Source organism: Micromonospora sp. NPDC005172, from assembly GCF_040608555.1.
Lineage (GTDB): Bacteria > Actinomycetota > Actinomycetes > Mycobacteriales > Micromonosporaceae > Micromonospora.
Window position 1 is genome coordinate 44,951 of record NZ_JBEXIL010000005.1, and the last position, 12,996, is coordinate 57,946.

The window sequence follows — 12,996 nt, forward strand, 5'->3', positions numbered from 1 at the left end:
CGTCGGGAAGGGTGGAAGGCCCTACCCGACGCCTCGGCGAGCCCGGAGCGGACCGTATCTCCTCAGCGTGGCATAGCAGATCGTCGACTCCTCCGGGTGGTCGTCCACAGAGCGGACTGTTGTCCACAGCTTCGGCGGCCGGGCTGGCGAACGACCGGGCCCCGGGCCGAGGCTGCCGGCATGCGCGCGCCAGTCACCACCCGCCTCGGCTCGATCCGCCGTACCGTGCTGCTCTGCGCGGCGTTCCCCCTCGCTCTGATCGTGCAGCTCTGCGGTCTGGCGGTGCTTGTCGCGTCGGTGCCCGGCCAGCCACCGACGCCGACCGTGCCGATCGCGTTCCAGGCTTCCGCCTCTGCGCCCGATCCCACCGAGCGCTTCCGCTGGCCGCTCGACGGGCCACCGCGACTGGTGCGCCGCTTCGACCCGCCACCCCAGCCGTGGCTGTCCGGCCACCGGGGCGTCGACCTGGCCGCCTCGGCGGGAACCATGGTCCGCAGTGCCGGGCCGGGCACCGTGCTCTTCGCCGGCCTGGTGGCCGGTCGAGAGGTGGTCACCGTGGGGCACGCCGACGGGCTGCGGACCACCCACGAGCCGGTCCAACCTGCGGTACGCCCCGGTCAGGCAGTCGCCACAGGCGCGCCGCTGGGCGAACTGCTGCCCGGCCACCCGGGTTGCCCGGCCGGCGCGTGCCTGCACTGGGGCCTGCGCCGGGGCGACGAATATCTGGACCCGCTGGCCCTGCTCGGCCTCGGCCCGGTGCGGCTGCTCCCGGTGCGCCCGGTCCGCTCGATCGGGGGAGCGGGGTCAGCGCTGGGCGAGCAGCGCCGGCAGCCGCACAGCCAGCCGCTCGTACTCGTCGGCGCTGTTGTAGACCTGACCGGTGAGCCGCAGCCAGCCGCGACCGTCCCAGCTCATCACCGCGACCTCGGCGGCGAGCCGCTCGCCGATGCGCGTCTGCAACGCCCGCGCCGCGTCGATGGTGGTCGCCGTGCCGGCCGGCAGCGGGATGAGGCGCAGGGCAACCCCCGGTCCGCCGGGGTCGGGCAGATCGGCGGGGGGCACGCCGAGCGCGTCCCCCACCACCCGCTGGCCGTACGCGGCGAGCGCGGCGTTGTGCCGACGCACCCGGTCGACGCCGAGGCTGCGCAGCGTGAACAGTCCTGCCGGGGCGGCGAGCCACGAGGTGTAGTCGAGGGTGGCCTGCCATTCGATCCGAGTCGGAAAGCCCGTCTCCTGCTCCCACGACACCACCAGCGGTTCGATCCGCTCCCGCCACGGCGGGGCGACCGTCAGCAGGGCGGTGCCGCGCGGGGCGTACCCCCACTTGTGCAGGTTGCCCGCCCAGAAGTCGGCGCCGATGCTGGCGACCGTGGTGGAGAGCATGCCGGGAGCGTGTGCGGCGTCGACCAGGACCGGCACGCCGCTCTCGTGGGCCACTGCCACGATGGCGGCGGTCGGGAAGAGCTTCGCGGTGGCGGAGGTGAGCTGGTCGACGACGAGCAGCCGGGTCCTCCCCGGGCGCAGGCCGGCTCGGATGGTCTGCACGATCTGCTCGTCGCTGGCGTCCAACGGGATCGGCAGGACCCGGCTCACCGCGCCGGTGCGGCGGCACTCCCGCGCGATGGCCAGACTGACCGCCCCGTACCCGTGGTCGGTACTGAGGATCTCGTCGCCGGGGCGTAGGCCCACCGACTGAAGCACCAGGGCGACGCCCGTGGTGGTGTTGCCGATCAGCGCGCTGCCCTCCGGGTCCGCGCCGAGGAACCCGGCGAGGTGCCGCCTGGTGTGCGCGATCCGGTCGACGAGCCCCTGGGTGAAGAAGCGCAGCGGGTTGGCCTCCATCTCGTCGCGCAGCCGCTGCTGGACCCGCTGCACGCCGATCGGCACCGCGCCGAACGACCCGTGGTTGAGATGGCTGACCGCCGGGTCCAGGGAGAAGAGCAGGCGGGCGCCCGGAATCGGCTCGGGGGGCTGCGGGGCAGTCACCCGATGATCGTAACCGTCGAGTCGTCCCGGCCTTCGGTCCTTGATCAGGCGCGGGGATGGGCCTGCCGGTAGGCGGCGCGCAGCCGCTCCACCGAGACGTGCGTGTAGATCTGCGTACTGGCCAGCGACGAGTGGCCGAGCAGTTCCTGCACGGCGCGCAGGTCGGCCCCGCCCTCCAGCAGGTGGGTGGCGGCGGAGTGGCGCAGCCCGTGCGGGCTGGTGCGGGGCAGGCCGGCGGCCTCGGCGTACCTGCCGACGATCTGACGGGCGCTGGTCGGATTCAGCCGACCGCCACGGGCACCGAGCAGCAGCGCGCCACCCGACCGCGGGGCGACCAGCGCGGGACGGCCCTGCCGCAACCACTCGTCGAGCGCACGCTGCGCCGGCACCCCGTACGGCACCGACCGCTCCCGACCGCCCTTGCCGAAGACCCGGACCACCCGTCGGCCGTGGTCGACGTCCTCGACGTCCAGCCCGCACACCTCGCTGACCCGTGCGCCGGTGGCGTAGAGCAGTTCCAGCAGCGCCCGGTCGCGCAGGACCACCGCCGCGTCGGCCGCCCCTGTCGTCGTGGGGTCTCCGCCCGGGGTGGACTCCGTCGTGGGCGTGCCGGTTGCGGCCGCCGGGTGCCGGGGTGGTGCATCGAGCAGCGCGGCGGCCTGGTCGGCGCGCAGGACGCTGGGCAGTTCCCGGTGCGCGCGAGGGCTGGCCAGTGCCGCGCCCACGTCGGTGGGGAGCAGCCCGGCGCGGTGTGCCCACGCGCTGAACGCCCGTGCCGAGGCGGCTCTGCGTGCCAGTGACGTACGGGCGGCGCCGGTGGTCCGCTGTCGGGCCAACCAGCTCCGCAGCACCGACAGGTCCACCTCGCACAGTTCTCGGCAACCCATCCGGACCGCGTGGTCGAGCAACGCGACCACGTCGGTGACGTACGCGCGGACGGTGTGCGCCGACCGGTTGCGGACCTGGGACAGGTGCGCGGCAAAGTCGTCGACCGCGTCGCGGAACGCGGGCGGCAACTCCTGGTGGGTGGCCCGGGTGCCCCGGGAGGCCCGGCTCACGGCCGCCGCGCCGATGGCGGCGTTGCGGTGGCTGCACCCCCACGGACAGTTGGCACGGCACCAGCGTACGGCTCTACCAGCGATCGGCCGGACCCTTGGGCTTGTCGAGAGGAGCGAGGGCGTAGCCGTCGTCACGTCGTACCACCATGGACAGCTCTTCGAGTAGCGAGAGCTTGCGGAGGGCGGTGCGTACGTCCAGGCCCGCTCGGGCGGCGAGCGCGTCCACACCCCGTACGCCCCGGCGGGGCAACGCCTCCAGCACCGACCGGGCGTCGTCGTCCAACGCGTCGGTCGGCCGCTGCGGGCCACGGGCCAGCGGAGCCAGGTCCGCACCGATGCGACCCACCTCCTCGAGTACGTGTGCGACCCCGGTGACCAGCCGAGCCCTGGGATTCTCGCGCAGCAGCTCGTGCGCGCCGACGGACATCGCCGAGGTCACCGGCCCGGGCACCACCATGGCCACCCGGCCGGTGAAGATGGCACGCCGGGCCGTCTGCGTCGCGCCGCTGCGCGCCGACGCCTCCACCAGGACGGTGCCCAGCGTGCCGCCCGCGATCACCCGGTTGCGGATCAGGAACCGGGGCCGCAGCGGCTCGGCGCCGGGCGGCCACTCACTGACCAGCAGGCCCGTGTCGGCGATCCGGTCGAAGAGGGCCGTGTTGCCCATCGGGTACGGCCGGTCCACCCCGCAGGCCAGCACCGCCACCGTCAGCCCGTCGGCGTTCAGGGCGCCCCGGTGGGCGGCGGCGTCGATCCCGAAGGCGCCACCGGAGACGACCGTCCAGTCCCGCTCGGCCAGCCCGTACCCCAGATCGGTGGCCACGTGTTGGCCGTAGCCGGTGGCAGCCCGCGCGCCGACCACCGCCACCGAGCGGTCCAGCGCCTCGCCGAGCGGCCATGCGCCACGTACCCAGAAGCACAGCGGTGGGGCGGTCTCCGCGTCCACCCGGCGGCTCAGGTCCGGAAGTCGCAGGCTGGTGAGATCGGCGACGCGGGCCGGCCACTCGTCGTCGTCCGGTGTGACCAGACGTGCGCCGAGCCGATCTGTCCGGTCCAGGGCCTCGGCCGCCACGGCACGAGCGTCACCGGCGGACATCCGAGCGGCCACGGCGGCGGACAACCGCCGGTCGGGGCTGCCGCCGTCGAGCAACAGATCCAGCGTCGCCACCGGCCCCAGCCGTTCGACCAACCGGTACACCGTTCTCGTGCCCGGCTCGGCCAGCCAGGTCAACGCCACGCGGGCCAGCCTGCTCTCCTCGTCGGCGCTCATGCCGTCTCTCCTGTCCGTAGCTGGGTCGCCTCTCGTACGTCGTCGCGATCCGGCCGGTCCCGGCCGTCCAGATCCGCGATGGTCCAGGCCATTCGGATCACCCGGTCGAAGCCCCGGGCCGAGAGCGAGCCGGAGTCGAGCCGGCCGCGCAGATCGGCGGTGACCAGTGCCGGTAGCCGCCATGGCGGGCGGCGCAGGAGCGGACCGTCCACCTCGGCGTTGAGGCGTCGTCCGAGGCCGGCCCAGCGGGTGGCCGCCGCGCTGCGGGCCGCCGCGACCCGGGCGGCGACCGCGGCCGAGCACTCCGCGTCGCCACCGGATGCCATCAGCTCCGCCGCACGTACGGGCATCAACCGCACCTGCACGTCGATCCGGTCGAGCAGCGGCCCGGAGAGTCGGCCCAGGTAGCGGCGGCGGACCAGCGGAGAGCACTCGCAGTACGCGTCGCCGGACGGCTTGGCGCAGGGACACGGGTTGGCGGCCAGCACCAGTTGGGTCCGGGCCGGGTACTCGGTGCCGCCCCCGCTCCGGCTCAACAGGATGCGACCGTTCTCCAGCGGCTGGCGCAGCGCCTCCAGCGCGCCCTTGCTGAACTCCGGCGCCTCGTCCAGGAACAGCACCCCGCGGTGCGCCAGGGACACCGCTCCGGGGCGGGCCAACCCGGAACCGCCGCCGACGAGGGACGGGATCGTCGCCGTGTGGTGAGGCGCCTGGAACGGCGGGCGGCGCAGGAGTCGACCGCCCGGCGGCAGCAGCCCCGCGACCGAGTGCAGCGCGGTCACCTCCAGCGCAGCGTCGTCGTCCAACTCGGGCAGGAGTGACGGCAGCCGCTCGGCAAGCATCGTCTTGCCGGCACCCGGAGGGCCGAGCAGCGCGATGTGGTGCCCACCTGCGGCGGCGACCTCCAGCGCCCGCCGACCCAACTCCTGCCCGGCGACCTCGGCGAGGTCGGGGCCGCCGAGAACCGGTGCCGGGGCGTCCGGCGGTGGTTCGATGAGCGGGCTGCCGTCGCGCACGAAGGCGACCAGTCGGTGCAGCGTGTCCACGGCCCGCACCCGTACGCCGGGGATGACCGCTGCCTCGGCGGCGTTGCCGGTCGGCACGATGACCCGTTCGATGCCGGCCCTGGCCGCGGCGGCGACCATCGGCAGCACACCGCGCACCGGCCGGACCGTCCCGTCGAGGCCCAACTCGCCGAGAACCACGACCCCCTCCAGCGGAAGCAGCGGCAGCTCGCCCGAGCCGCCCAGCAGCGCGGCGGCGATGGCCAGATCGAACGCCGAGCCGAACTTCGGCAGCGTGGCCGGCAGCAGGTTCAACGTGATGCGCCGGTTCGGCCAGCGTTGGCCGGAGTTGACCACGGCGGCCCGGACCCGGTCGCGGGCCTCGTGCAGAGCCGTGTCCGGCAGACCGGAGATCACCACCGCCGGCAGGCCGGCGGCCAGGTCCGCCTCGACCTCGACGAGGTGGCCGGTGACGCCGACCAACCCCACGCAGAGGACCTTCGCGTAGCTCACGGCGCGTCGCCGATGCGTCGGTGGCGCATCTCAGAACGCGCCCTTGACGTGGTCGACCTGCGCGGGACCGGCGGTGGGCAGCCGCACCGACAGCACGTCGAACCGCACCTCGTCGGCGCTCGTGCCGGTCTCGGCGAGCCACCGCGCGGCGAGACCGCGCAGGCGGCGGGCCTTGGCGGGTACGACAGCCTCGGCCGGCGTGCCGAAGGTGTCGCCCCGACGGGTCTTCACCTCGCAGAACGCGAGCACCGGCCCGTCCCAGGCGATGATGTCGATCTCCCCGTCCGGGCACCGCCAGTTCCGGACGATCGGGTCTAGTCCCGCCTCGCTCAGGTGCCGGGCGGCGCACCGCTCGCCGTACGCGCCGACCGCCTGGTTCCGCTTCGTCATGGCCGCGACGGTGCCCGGTCGAGTGCGCACGCCGCGACCCCGCCGCGGCCCGCCTGTGGATGACGGTCGCTCTGTGGACAACCGGACGATCAAGCCCCTGCTGTGCTACGACGCGGAGTGGGCGGTGGGGGTCGACCAACCCCGCCGGGCCGAAATGGCGCGGGCACGGCCCGTCGCATACGGTGCCTGACGTGGACGGACGACGGAGCTTTCCGGAAGATCAGGAGCCGCGCTGGTACCCCGACGAGCGGGGCCGCGGCTACGGCGAGCCCGAGTGGCGCGGTACGGGTGAACCGCGATACCGCGACGGCGATATCCCCGAGCAGCGTGGCATCGAGGACGGTCGCTCCGTCGAGGACACCGGCGTCGGCCGACGCCGCGAGCCGGACCCCACCCGCTTCGGTGGTGCGTCAGAACCCGACTCGGGTCGTTTCGGCGCGGTGGACGCGGGTCGCTTCGGCGGTGCCCCGGAACCGGACTCCGGGCGGTTCGGTGCCGTCGAGGCGCAGCCGGGGCGGTTCGGCGTCGGCGAGGCAGATTTCGGGCGCGTCCCCGACCCGCTGGGTGACGCCCGCACGGACGCGGACGGTTACCGGACGACGCGCTCACGCAGGGCGGATCGGGAGTCCTCGGAGATCTCCGGTGAGCTGCCCGGCCGCCGGGCCGCCCGAGAGCCACTGACCATGACGACGCCGGACACCGCCCGAGACGCCGTGTCGACCACCGCCCGGGACACCGGGCTGGTGACCGGCGGCAACGTCGGCCCGGCCCCCACCCCGGACGTCGGGCCGGCGGTCGCCCTGCTCGGTGGGCCGGGCCTGGCCGGGGAGCAGAGCCAGCCTGTCCCGCTGGCCGAGCAGAGCCGGCCCGCCCCGCTCGCCGGATACCCGATCGTCGAGCCGACCCGGGGCGGCAGCGGGGAGCACCCGCATCCGCTGGAGATGCCGACCGGCCCGATGCCGGGGATCGGCCCCCGCCCCGACCCGACCGGGGGCGACGCTCCGGCGTACCCCCCGGCACCGGACGGTGTCTACCGGACCCGCCGGCCGGCGTTGGCGGCCCTCTTCGCCCTGCTGGCGTTGATCTTCGAGATCCCCGCGCTGCGGGTGTTGCTGGCCGGTGTGACGGGCGACCCGGTGGACGCGGGCAACGTCGTGGTGGGCATCTGCCTGGTCGCCGGGCTGCCGATCTTCGCAACCGGGCTGTACGGGCTCAGGACGGGCGGACTCGCGCTCTCCGACAGTGGCCGGGGTTGGCTGCGCCCTCCCACGGCGTACCTGACTGTCGGTCTCGTGCTCTTCGTCGCCGCGGCGCTCGCCGCCGGCTGACCCGCCGCGCGGCACCCCGGCACGGTGCAACCGGGGAGGGGCGTACACTGGCCAACTGGCGACCGCCTTGCGCGGTCGACCTCGCGCGCCCTCTTCACGAATCGTCGTGTAGCGACGGCCTCCCTGGTCCCGATCTTGATCGGGTCCACCATGGGCCGGCGACCAGGCGCCAGGACGCCCGGCCACCGGCCGGGCGTGACAACCAGGGATCTTGAGGAGTACCCCAACCATGGCCGTCGTGACCATGCGCCAGCTGCTGGAGAGCGGTGTCCACTTCGGGCACCAGACCCGGCGCTGGAACCCGAAGATGAAGCGCTTCATCATGACCGAGCGCAACGGCATCTACATCATCGACCTGCGCCAGACCCTCGAGTACATCGAGAAGGCGTACGAGTTCGTGCGTGGGACCGTCGCCGAGGGTGGCAGCATCCTCTTCGTCGGCACCAAGAAGCAGGCCCAGGAGGCCATCGCCGAGCAGGCGACGCGGGTCGGTCAGCCGTACGTCAACCACCGCTGGCTCGGTGGCATGCTGACCAACTTCCAGACCGTGTACAAGCGGCTCCAGCGGATGAAGGAGCTGGAGGGCCTGGGTGACCTCAGCGGCACCGCCGCCGGTTACACCAAGAAGGAGACCCTGCAGCTCTCCCGCGAGAAGATCAAGCTGACCCGCACGCTGGGTGGTCTGCGGGACATGCAGAAGCTGCCGGCCGCCGTCTGGATCGTCGACACCAAGAAGGAGCACATCGCTGTCGACGAGGCCCGCAAGCTGGGCATCCCGGTGATCGCCGTCCTCGACACCAACTGCGACCCGGACGAGGTCGACTTCCCGATCCCGGGTAACGACGACGCCATCCGCTCGGCCGAGCTGCTGACCAAGGTCGTCGCCGCCGCCGTCGCGGACGGTCTGATCGCTCGTTCCGGCCGTCGCCGGGGCAACGACGAGAAGCCCGAGGGTGTCGCGAGCGACGAGCCGCTGACCGAGTGGGAGCGCGAGCTGCTCGAGCCGAAGAAGGCTGACGAGTCGGCCGCCCCGGCCGAGCAGCCGGCCGCTGCCGCCACCGAGCAGGCCGCCGCCACCGAGCAGCCCGCCGCCACCGAGGAGCCGGCGCAGGCCGCCACCGAGCAGCCGGCGGCCGCCACCGCAGAGTGACCGCACCGTCGCCCGCCCGCCGTCCGTTTTCACGAACGGCGGGCGGCGACGGTACGACGGGCAGGTTCCGCCCGAATCCGGGTAACCGGCACCTCTGACCATCCACACGCCGACTCAACATCGAAGAGAGAGCCATGTCCCAAATCACCGCCGCGGACGTCAAGAAGCTCCGCGACCTCACCGGCGCCGGCATGATGGACAGCAAGAAGGCGTTGACCGAGGCCGAGGGCGACTTCGACAAGGCCGTCGAGATCCTGCGCGTCAAGGGCGCGAAGGACGTCGGCAAGCGGGCTGGCCGTACGGCCGCCAACGGTCTGGTCGCACACTCCGGCAAGGCGCTGCTCGAGGTCAACTGCGAGACCGACTTCGTCGCCAAGACCGAGTCGTTCATCGCGCTGGCCCAGCAGCTGGTCGAGCACGGTGAGCGTTCCGGCGTGAACAACGCCGAGGAGCTGCTCGCCAGCGAGCTCGACGGCAAGGTCGTCGCGGACCTGATCCAGGAGCAGTCCGCCAAGATCGGCGAGAAGCTGGTCCTCAACCGCTTCGCCAAGGTCGAGGGCACCACCGCGGTCTACCTGCACCGCAAGGCGCAGGACCTGCCGCCGGCCGTCGGCGTGCTGGTGTCGTACACCGGCAAGTCCGACGAGGCGGGCGACGCCGACGCCCGCGGCGTCGCGATGCAGATCGCCGCGATGCGGCCGAAGTACCTCAGCCGGGACGAGGTTCCGGCCGAGGTCGTCGAGTCCGAGCGGCGCATCGCCGAGCAGACCGCCCGCGAGGAGAACAAGCCCGCGGCGGCGCTGCCGAAGATCGTCGACGGTCGGGTGAACGCCTTCTTCAAGGACTACGTCCTCGTCGAGCAGGCGTCGGTTGCCGACAACAAGAAGTCGGTGAAGCAGGTGCTGGCCGAGGCCGGCATCGAGGTCACCAGCTTCGTGCGGTTCGAGGTCGGCCAGGCCTGAGCCGCCACCCGGGCGCCGCGCGCGCCCGTGGGCGCAAGACGTCGACGAGGAGGCCGCCGGTGTACGTGACAGGCACCGCGGCCTCCTCGTCACATAGGGTCGGCAGCGGCAGGTTCGCGGTATCGCGTCGCCCGAGGGCGTGCGCGTGGGGAAGGCGGGGCGGATGACGCAGGTTGTGAGTGACCGGACTCTGGCGATGGACGATCCGACGGCACCGCCGCCCGGGCGGGCCCGCCGGGTGGTGCTGAAGCTCTCCGGTGAGGTGTTCGGTGGCGGCGCGATCGGCGTCGACCCGGACGTCGTACAGGCCATCGCCCGCCAGATCGCCACCGTGGTCCGCCGCGGCGTGCAGGTCTCGGTGGTTGTCGGCGGGGGGAACTTCTTCCGCGGCGCGGAGCTGCAGAAGCGCGGCATGGACCGCGCGCGCGCCGACTACATGGGCATGCTCGGCACCGTGATGAACTGCCTCGCGTTGCAGGACTTCCTGGAGAAGGAGGGCATCGAGACGCGGGTGCAGAGCGCCATCACGATGGCCCAGGTCGCCGAGCCCTACATTCCGCTGCGGGCGATCCGGCACCTGGAGAAGGGCCGCGTGGTCATCTTCGGCGCCGGCGCCGGCATGCCGTACTTCTCCACCGACACGGTGGCCGCGCAGCGGGCGCTGGAGATCCGGGCCGACGTGGTGCTCATGAGCAAGAACGGCGTCGACGGCGTCTACACCGCCGACCCGCGGATCGACCCCACCGCCAGCAAGCTCGACTCGATCACCTTCTCCGAGGTGCTGCGCCGCAACCTGCGGGTGGCCGACGCGGCGGCGTTCAGTCTCTGCATGGAGAACGGCCTGCCGATGCTGGTCTTCGGTGCGCAGGGTGACGACACCATCATCCGCGCGGTGGGTGGCGAGAAGATCGGCACCCTGATCACCGCGTGAGCCGGACGACTTTCAGCAGAGCCCACCACGAGCACAGAAGGAGGCGAGGAGACCGGTGATCGACGACACCCTCCTCGAGGCCGAGGAGAAGATGGAGCGTGCGGTTGAGCACGCCAAGGAGGAGTTCGGCGCGATCCGTACCGGTCGCGCCAACGCCGCCATGTTCTCCAAGGTCATCATCGACTACTACGGCACTCCGACGCCGTTGACCCAGATGGCGTCCATCGCGGTCCCCGAGCCGCGGATGGCCATCATCAAGCCTTACGACAACTCGCAGATCAACGCGATGGAGAAGGCGATCCGCGACTCGGACCTCGGGGTCAACCCGAACAACGAGGGCAACCAGTTGCGCATCCTGCTCCCGCAGATGACCGAGGAGCGTCGCCGCGACATGATCAAGGTGGTTCGGCACAAGGGCGAGGAGGCCAAGGTGGCCATCCGGAACGTCCGCCGCCGCGCCAAGGAGGAGCTGGACCGGATCGTCAAGGACGGCGAGGCCGGCGAGGACGACGGCCGCCGCGCCGAGAAGGAACTCGACGACCTGACGCAGCGCTACGTCGCCAGCATCGACGACCTGGTCAAGCACAAGGAGACCGAGCTGCTGGAGGTCTGACCGCCACCGCTCACCACGACGAGGCCCGACCCGATCAGCGGGGCGGGCCTCGCCCCCTTTCCCGGTCGGTCGCGTCGCGCTGAGCCAGCGCGTGGCGGGGCAGCCCACCTCGTCTCGGCGCTTTGCTCTGCTTCAACCGGGGCAACACCTCGTGTCCGGTATCCGGACATCGACTGTCGCCTCCGCTGAAGCAGTGCAAAGGGCGCGCACGAGGGGGTCGGCTCCCGGACAGGTACGCCGAAGGGGCCGGGCCATCGTCCGCCTCGCCCCGGCGGCGTGTGCAGTAGGCTCGGCAGGATTCCCGGCCACCGGGTGGTGCACACCGGGGATCCACCGACCGTCGCGGCGGTCGGGCCCGAGGAACACAGTCGCGCTTGTAGGGGATGCTTGTGGTCTTGCGTCATGTGGTGGCACTCGCGCTCCAACACGGTGCGTGATGTCCCACCCCGACCCCTACAGTGGCGAGCCGCGCGGCTGGGACCGGCCGGAACACCCGGTCGCCCTGCCCTGGCCCGAGCAGGAGTTGGAGGCCGGCCAGTGGAGCCGCCGTCCGGCCGTCGGGCCTGAGCTGTACGCCGAGCCTCGCGCCCGGGCGTACGCCGAGCCGCAGCCAGTGGACCCGTACGACGAGCGGGGCCGTACCGTCCGCCCGGGCGACCGCGACCGCTACGACGACCGCTACGACGACCGCGACCGCTACGACGACCGCGATGTCGCTCCGCGCTACGACGATCGCGACGCCGCGCCGCGCTACGACGACGATGCCGGTTACCCGACTGCGCAGCTCGCGCCCATCGGCGCCGAGATCCTGCCGGACGACGAGCCGGTGGACGACCCGGAGCCGCCGACGGGTCGGCGGCCGAAGGGCCGCCGTAGGGCCAGCATCGACCGACCGGCGACCCAGCAGGTGGGTACCGGGCGGGCCGGTCGCAACCTGCCGGCGGCCATCGGTGTGGGCCTCGCCCTCGGCGCGCTGATCGTGGTGCCGCTGGCCGTGTACCCGCCGGCGTTCCTGCCGGTGATCGCCGTCGCCGTCGCCATCGGGATCTGGGAGATGGCCCGGGCGGTGCGCCGCAGCGGCGCCCACCCGCCACTGGTGCCGCTGATCGCCGGTGGTGTCCTGACCGTGGGTCTGGCCTGGTTCGCGGGCCCGGACGCGCTCAGCCTCGGGTTGCTGGTGACGGTGCTCGGCACGATGATCTGGCGGTTGGGTGACGGCCCGGCCGGCTTCCAACGGGATCTCACCGCCGCCACCCTGATCGCTGTCTACGTGCCGTTCCTCGCCGGTTTCGCGGCGATGCTGGCGGCGGCGCCCGACGACGGCCGGCTGCGCATCCTGGCCACGCTGATCGCGGTGGTCCTCTCCGACACCGGTGGGTACGCGGCCGGTGTCCGCTTCGGCCGGCACCCGATGGCGCCGTCGATCAGCCCGAAGAAGTCCTGGGAGGGTTTCGCCGGCTCGGTCACCGCGGCGGCTCTGGGAAGTGCCCTGCTGTTGTGGTTGATGTTCGATCTGGCTCCCTGGTGGGGGGCGGTGTTCGGGGTGGCCATCTCCTGCGCGGCGGTCCTCGGCGACCTCGCCGAGTCGATGATCAAGCGGGACCTCGGGATCAAGGACATGAGCAACCTGCTGCCCGGGCACGGTGGCCTGATGGACCGGCTGGACTCGATCCTGTTCGCCGTGCCCACCGCGTACCTGTTGCTGGTGATCTTCGTGCCGGTGGCGGGGTGAGGCATGCAACACCATGGCCCGAGCAGTGCCGACCCACGGCGGGGGCCGGTTCGACACCT

At 72.7% G+C, this 12,996-nt stretch carries 10 protein-coding genes and 2 pseudogenes; 7 read left to right on the top strand and 5 right to left on the bottom strand.

What is annotated here, in order from left to right; genetic code table 11:
* Positions 1–180: 180 nt before the first annotated feature.
* Positions 181–774, top strand: a pseudogene (locus ABZV06_RS05095) (peptidoglycan DD-metalloendopeptidase family protein); the annotation flags it as partial.
* 30 nt (positions 775–804) lie between these two features.
* On the opposite strand, the gene ABZV06_RS05100 reads toward ABZV06_RS05095, so the two are convergent.
* The 5 genes from ABZV06_RS05100 to ABZV06_RS05120 form a co-directional block, all read right to left on the bottom strand.
* Positions 805–1,986 (bottom strand): aminotransferase class V-fold PLP-dependent enzyme, encoded by a 1,182-nt coding sequence (locus tag ABZV06_RS05100; protein ID WP_355233039.1) that lies wholly within the window; start codon positions 1,984–1,986, stop codon positions 805–807.
* Between the two features lie 44 nt (positions 1,987–2,030).
* Positions 2,031–3,044, bottom strand: a complete 1,014-nt coding sequence (locus ABZV06_RS05105) for a tyrosine recombinase XerC (protein ID WP_355618770.1) — start codon at positions 3,042–3,044, stop codon at positions 2,031–2,033.
* A 73-nt stretch (positions 3,045–3,117) separates the two neighbouring features.
* Positions 3,118–4,314, bottom strand: a complete 1,197-nt coding sequence (locus ABZV06_RS05110) for a DNA-protecting protein DprA (RefSeq protein ID WP_355618773.1) — start codon at positions 4,312–4,314, stop codon at positions 3,118–3,120.
* Complete coding sequence (locus ABZV06_RS05115; protein ID WP_355233042.1) at positions 4,311–5,831, bottom strand: YifB family Mg chelatase-like AAA ATPase; 1,521 nt, start codon at positions 5,829–5,831, stop codon at positions 4,311–4,313. Before ABZV06_RS05115 ends, ABZV06_RS05110 begins: the two co-directional genes overlap by 4 nt.
* Positions 5,832–5,861: 30 nt before the next feature.
* Complete coding sequence (locus tag ABZV06_RS05120) at positions 5,862–6,221, bottom strand: YraN family protein (protein WP_355233043.1); 360 nt, start codon at positions 6,219–6,221, stop codon at positions 5,862–5,864.
* 154 nt (positions 6,222–6,375) lie between these two features.
* Here ABZV06_RS05120 and ABZV06_RS05125 point away from each other — a divergent pair.
* The 6 genes and pseudogenes from ABZV06_RS05125 (at position 6,376) to ABZV06_RS05150 (ending at position 12,937) form a co-directional block, all read left to right on the top strand.
* Positions 6,376–7,549: pseudogene (locus ABZV06_RS05125) on the top strand (hypothetical protein).
* Positions 7,550–7,778: 229 nt separating this feature from the next.
* The gene (gene rpsB, locus ABZV06_RS05130) at positions 7,779–8,699 is read left to right on the top strand and encodes a 30S ribosomal protein S2 (protein WP_355233044.1); all 921 of its coding nucleotides are present in this window, start codon (positions 7,779–7,781) and stop codon (positions 8,697–8,699) included.
* A gap of 134 nt (positions 8,700–8,833) precedes the next feature.
* Entirely contained in the window at positions 8,834–9,661 is an 828-nt protein-coding gene (tsf, locus tag ABZV06_RS05135) for a translation elongation factor Ts (RefSeq protein WP_355233045.1), read from the top strand.
* Positions 9,662–9,824: 163 nt separating this feature from the next.
* Positions 9,825–10,592: a UMP kinase gene (pyrH, locus tag ABZV06_RS05140; RefSeq protein ID WP_355233046.1), complete on the top strand. Its 768-nt coding sequence runs from the start codon at positions 9,825–9,827 to the stop codon at positions 10,590–10,592.
* 55 nt (positions 10,593–10,647) lie between these two features.
* Positions 10,648–11,205, top strand: a complete 558-nt coding sequence (frr, locus tag ABZV06_RS05145) for a ribosome recycling factor (protein WP_355233047.1) — start codon at positions 10,648–10,650, stop codon at positions 11,203–11,205.
* Between the two features lie 436 nt (positions 11,206–11,641).
* Positions 11,642–12,937, top strand: coding sequence for a phosphatidate cytidylyltransferase (locus ABZV06_RS05150; protein WP_355618776.1), 1,296 nt, complete (start codon positions 11,642–11,644; stop codon positions 12,935–12,937).
* Positions 12,938–12,996 lie beyond the last annotated feature (59 nt).

Excerpts from the sequence above, each read along its gene's own strand:
- ABZV06_RS05110 (WP_355618773.1), bottom strand. The coding sequence starts at position 4,314 with ATGAGCGCCGACGAGGAGAGCAGGCTGGCCCGCGTGGCGTTGACCTGG.
- ABZV06_RS05120 (WP_355233043.1), bottom strand. The coding sequence starts at position 6,221 with ATGACGAAGCGGAACCAGGCGGTCGGCGCGTACGGCGAGCGGTGCGCC.
- rpsB (WP_355233044.1), top strand. The coding sequence starts at position 7,779 with ATGGCCGTCGTGACCATGCGCCAGCTGCTGGAGAGCGGTGTCCACTTC.
- tsf (WP_355233045.1), top strand. The coding sequence starts at position 8,834 with ATGTCCCAAATCACCGCCGCGGACGTCAAGAAGCTCCGCGACCTCACC.
- pyrH (WP_355233046.1), top strand. The coding sequence starts at position 9,825 with ATGACGCAGGTTGTGAGTGACCGGACTCTGGCGATGGACGATCCGACG.
- ABZV06_RS05150 (WP_355618776.1), top strand. The coding sequence starts at position 11,642 with ATGTCCCACCCCGACCCCTACAGTGGCGAGCCGCGCGGCTGGGACCGG.